Raw genomic sequence first — 4,947 nt, forward strand, 5'->3', positions numbered from 1 at the left:
AGACAGCACCGAAAATCGCTACGGGAACCCAACCCCAGTAACCGTCTGCGAGTATCGCGTAGCCAATTGTGGGCGCGAACCCAGCGAGCAAAAAGCCGATCTGGTTGGATACTGCAATGCCTGAGAACCGGACTCGGGCATCGAACATCTCAGCTGCAAAGGCAGACACCACACCGTTCTTGGCTGAGCCTACTGCGCCGAAAAAGAACGATGCTATAAAAATCAGCAGGACAGAACCAGTGCCGATTGCACTGAAGTACGTGAAGAACGAGATCGCAACAGCGGCAAGGCCGATCACCAGCACCGGGCGACGTCCGATTTTGTCACCGAGCACGGCCCAGAACGGGATCGACAGTACTTGAACGACGTTCGCGAGTGCCGCTGACCACAACAGGGTCGATCGAGCAACTCCTGCGGATTCAGTTCCGTAAGTAAGCGCAAACACGCCCATGATGGTTCCGGACACTGCATAGAGGGAAATTCCGATCACCCGAAGCATCGCGAGTTTGTAGTATCGGAGAAGTTCCAGCATGGGAACCTTCACAATTGACTGTTGGGCCTTTTCTTCGGCAAATACAGGAGTTTCTTCGATGCTGGTACGAACCCACAGTGCGAGAAGCACCACGATCCCACTCGCGAGGAAGGGCAGTCGCCATCCCCACGACAACAGTTGCTCGTCCGGTAGCGCAGCTACAGGAATGAAGACTAGTGTCGCCAAGAGCTGTCCTGCTTGGGTACCGCCCAGTGTGAAGCTGGTGTAGAAGGCGCGCTTGGAGTCCTGTGAGTGCTCGAGGGTCATCGAAGTGGCTCCGGCTTGCTCGCCTCCAGCGGACAGGCCCTGGACCAGACGGAGGACAACAAGAAGGATAGGTGCGGCGACGCCGAGAGTGTCGTATCCCGGCAGGCAACCAATCAAAATGGTCGCGGTGCCCATCATGAGCAAAGTCAGTAGGAGAATTTTCTTCCGACCGACTCGATCACCGAGATGGCCGAGAATCAGCGCACCGAGAGGCCTGGCCACATAGGCCACGCCGAAAGTTGCCAACGACGCCAAAGTCGCGGCCGACGCGTCACCCTGGGGGAAGAATATTTTGGGAAAGATCAGCGCGGCTGCGGACCCGAAGATGAAGAAGTCGTAATACTCGACAACGCTGCCGAGAAAACTCGCGAGCGCGGCCTTGCGAGGGGTTCTTTGAGAACTGCTCCGCGTTTCCGTGTCGGGCACCGTGAATTCGGACGAATGCGCCATAAGCGTCTCCTATTGAAGGTCTAGAGAAGGGTGAGCAAGATCGTTGATCGACGTAACAGTGACACCACACACACGGGATGGCAATGCATTGCCAAAATTTGCCAAGACGAGCTACAGTTCGTTGACTTCGAATGGAGGCTCTGTCTTGGTGGAAAAGACCGGCGGCAAGAGCAAGACCAGTACGCAGACTCGGGGACGAACAGCGACTGTCACGGACGTGGCTCGCGCTGCAGGCGTCGCAGCGTCCACGGTCTCGCGCTCGTTCACGAACCCGAACCGCGTCAGCGAAACGACCCGCCTGCACGTACTCTCCGTGGCCCATGAGCTGGGTTATCGAGGGGGGCATCCTGCGGCGCGGGCATTGCTGCGCGGGCGGACCGAGACCATCGCGCTACTCGTTCCCGACATCACCAACCCGCACTTCTTCGGACTTATCCGAGGAGCCGAGAGGCAGGCTGCAGCAGCTGGTTTTACGCTGCTTCTGGGTGACACCGAGGAGTCTCTGCATGCGGAGCGATTGCACGTCGAACGGTTGTCCCGGGCCGTCGACGGAATCGTGTTCGGCGCAAGCCGGCTTCCCGACGCGGAGCTCTCTGAGATCGCTTCGCGACAGCCGGTGGTGCTCATCAGTCGCGAGGTTGCGGCGGTGCCGTCCGTCAATGCCGACCAACGAGAAAGTATTTGGCAGGTGGTGGCGCATCTGGTGGGTCTGGGGCACGGTCGTATTGCTTATCTCGCCGGTCCGCAAACATCGTGGGTTTCGGCAAAGCGGTGGGAAGCGCTGATAGTCGCCGCCAATCGTTTTGGCATCAAAATTACCAAACTTGGGCCGTTCGCACCGTATCTCACCGGCGGTACGAACGCTGCGGACGCTGCTCTTGACCTGGGGGTAACGGCTGTCATCACCCATAACGGCTTATTGGCCATCGGTGTCATGCGGCGCTTGGCTGAACGCGGAGTGGCAGTGCCGGGCGCCGTGAGTGTAGTCGCGCTGGATGATATTTTTACCGCCGAGTTCTTCACCCCGGCGCTGACCGCGCGGGTGGGGCCAATGGAGAACATCGGACGTGCAGCAGTGAACATGCTGATGGCGTCCCTTGACGGCGACAGAAGCGCACAAGCGAGCAACCGATTGATACTTCCTGCATCGTTCGTCGTTCGTGGTTCGACGGGACCGCCAAGTAACGCAGCTGGCGGAGTCGTACAGGTCCAGCAGGTTGTGTCGTGACCGACAACGAGCCAGACTACCGCTTCACCCTTGCAAACGAACGAACCTTTCTGGCGTGGATTCGTACCTCTCTAGCCTTGCTCGCAGGAGGTGTGGCCGTGGGTCAACTGTTCGCTGTCGGCACCGAGAGCTTCCCCCACAAGTTTCTCGGTTCGGTCTGCGTGTTGCTGGCTACAGTCCTTTCGCTGGGTGCGTTCGGACGGTGGAGACAAGTACAAGCCGCAATGCGACGCGGCGAACCGTTGCCAAGTTCGATTTTGGTTCGCCTTACGGTCGGTGGTGTCTGCATTGCAGCGGCCGCATGTGCTGTGCTGATCATCTGGTGACCGTCGACGAGTTCGACCGCGACCCCGGTATGCAATCGGAACGGACCTATCTTGCATGGCGGCGCACTCTGCTGACCGCAGTTGCGGTCACCGCCCTAAGCGCTCGTTCATGGGCCCACACGCAGACCACTCTCGCCTTGGCCTCCACCAGCGTGGTCGCTTTGTGCGCGCTGATGGCAACGATCGGACTCCGCATCAGGAAGAGACGCTATCGCGCCGATCACAAAGACAATCGCGCATTCGTCCCATCAGTTCTGTTGGCCATGAGCGCGTCGATTTCGTGTGCTGCGTTGCTCTACTTACTGTCGTAGTCATACCGATCGGAATGCCATCGTCGCGTGCTTGCACCTATCGAGAACTCGGACAGGAGAAACCCGATGACAGAATCCTCCCCTTGTTGTGCGCCGCAACCAAGGCCGACCCAGTCGACCAACCGTTTGGCCCGCACCGCCGCGCGCGCACCCAAAAGCACACGTGGACAAGTGCTGATACCCGAAACGACATTCACCATGGGCGATCCTTTCGAAGAAGGATATGCCGGCGACGGCGAACGACCCACCCATCGAGTGACTCTCGACTCCTACTTCATCGACGCAACGACAGTTACCAACGCTTCCTTCGCAACTTTCGTCAAAGCCACGGGTTATGTCACCGAAGCTGAAGAAGTCGGAATGTCGGTGGTGTTTCATTCGGCACTCGAAGCACCTGCCAGCGATGTAATCCACGCCGTCGAGGGCACTCCATGGTGGCTGCTGGTGCGCGGTGCATGTTGGCGTCAGCCTGCGGGGGCACACTCGACGATCGGCGACAAACAGAACCATCCAGTTGTGCATGTCTCATGGAACGACGCTCTCGAATACTGCAGTTGGTCCGGGAAACGCCTTCCTACCGAAGCAGAGTGGGAGAATGCCGCACGAGGGGGGCTGGCGGGCCGGCGGTACCCCTGGGGGGACGAACTGACACCGCGAGGCCAGTGGAGGTGCAACATCTGGCAGGGACGCTTCCCCGACTACAACAGCCTGGATGATGGATACCTCACCACAGCTCCCGTAAAGAGCTTCGGTGCCAACGCATTCGGCCTGTATAACACCGCCGGAAACGTATGGGAGTGGTGCTCCGACCGATTCGAGACGACATGGTACGAACACTCTCCTGCCACCAACCCCACCGGCCCGAAGCACGGACCCAACCGAGTGATGCGCGGGGGATCGTTTCTCTGCCATGACTCTTACTGCAATCGATACCGCACTGCAGCGCGATCTTCGAACACCCCTGACTCCTTTGCCATGAACATCGGGTTTCGCTGCGCAAACGACTTGTGAAAAGCCGCCCGTCGATCTGATTGCGTGGAGGTCAAGAGTTTCGCCCGCCACTGGCGAAGGTGCAGTATTCGATAGTGCCGTATGTCAGTGTGGATGCAGGCCGTCATTATCAGCAAGGCGAAGGGTTCTGCGGCGGTATCGGTGGACGACCTCACGTGCCGGTCTGTGTACGACCTGACGTGTCGGTGTCCGGCAGGTTCATGATGCCGGTGCTTCGACTGTTGTGAAGAGTCCTGGCCGGTCTTTGAGCCGGTAGCTCGGGCCGTTGTTGGCCAGGACGTCGCAGCTGACGGCGCTCGCAGGAATTCCCTAGGTTCGCTCATCGAAATTGCCGGCAGAATGCACGCGTTCGCCAACACTGCATCGATCACTCACGCGTCCGGGCGCCCGCACTACGTCAGGGCCCGACGGGTCAGGAACAAGCGCCTTGGTAAATATGCCATCGGTGGGGCATTGCAATCCTGACGAAATCGCCGGGTGCTCGGTCGCACTACCGGATCCACGTCGCCGTTTCTACCGAAAGCTGGTTGGACAGGTATCCACGCAATTCCCCGCAATCGAGACGAATGTTGTTCCTTAGCAACACCATCGCCGTCTCTCGTGACGGCAATGCCGCATCTTTGAAGGACAACTCGCGACTACTGCTCGCACCGCAGCCACGACTGAACCCGACGGCACCGACCTCGTCCGTCCGCTCGCGGGTCGCGCGTACGCGGGTACAGCTCCTCGCACGGGTGCGCGACGTCGGGTCGAATACAGGCTAGCGCCGGTCGGGAACCGCGAGCGGCGCCGCCGGACTTTCTTCGGACGCCGGTACAGCCG

5 protein-coding genes are annotated in these 4,947 nt (G+C 59.5%); 4 read left to right on the forward strand and 1 reads right to left on the reverse strand.

What is annotated here, in order from left to right; all coding sequences use genetic code 11:
- Window positions 1-1,249, reverse strand: a 1,249-nt coding sequence (locus WBQ44_RS12070; RefSeq protein WP_495566924.1) for an MFS transporter, incomplete at its 3' end; no start/stop codon positions are given.
- Between the two features lie 43 nt (window positions 1,250-1,292).
- On the opposite strand from WBQ44_RS12070, the gene WBQ44_RS12075 reads away from it, so the two are divergent.
- From WBQ44_RS12075 to WBQ44_RS12090, 4 genes are all read left to right on the forward strand, one after another.
- Window positions 1,293-2,477, forward strand: a complete 1,185-nt coding sequence (locus tag WBQ44_RS12075; RefSeq protein ID WP_495566925.1) for a LacI family DNA-binding transcriptional regulator — start codon at window positions 1,293-1,295, stop codon at window positions 2,475-2,477.
- Entirely contained in the window at window positions 2,474-2,803 is a 330-nt protein-coding gene (locus WBQ44_RS12080) for a YidH family protein (protein WP_495566926.1), read from the forward strand. The genes WBQ44_RS12075 and WBQ44_RS12080 overlap by 4 nt, the downstream gene beginning before the upstream one ends.
- Window positions 2,800-3,114 carry a DUF202 domain-containing protein gene (locus tag WBQ44_RS12085; RefSeq protein ID WP_495566927.1) on the forward strand — a complete coding sequence of 105 codons (315 nt, stop codon included), beginning with the start codon at window positions 2,800-2,802 and terminating at the stop codon, window positions 3,112-3,114. Before WBQ44_RS12080 ends, WBQ44_RS12085 begins: the two co-directional genes overlap by 4 nt.
- Window positions 3,115-3,180: 66 nt before the next feature.
- Entirely contained in the window at window positions 3,181-4,125 is a 945-nt protein-coding gene (locus tag WBQ44_RS12090) for a formylglycine-generating enzyme family protein (RefSeq protein ID WP_495566928.1), read from the forward strand.
- Window positions 4,126-4,947 lie beyond the last annotated feature (822 nt).

Source organism: Rhodococcus sp. (in: high G+C Gram-positive bacteria), from assembly GCF_049591685.1.
Taxonomy (GTDB): Bacteria; Actinomycetota; Actinomycetes; order Mycobacteriales; family Mycobacteriaceae; genus Rhodococcoides.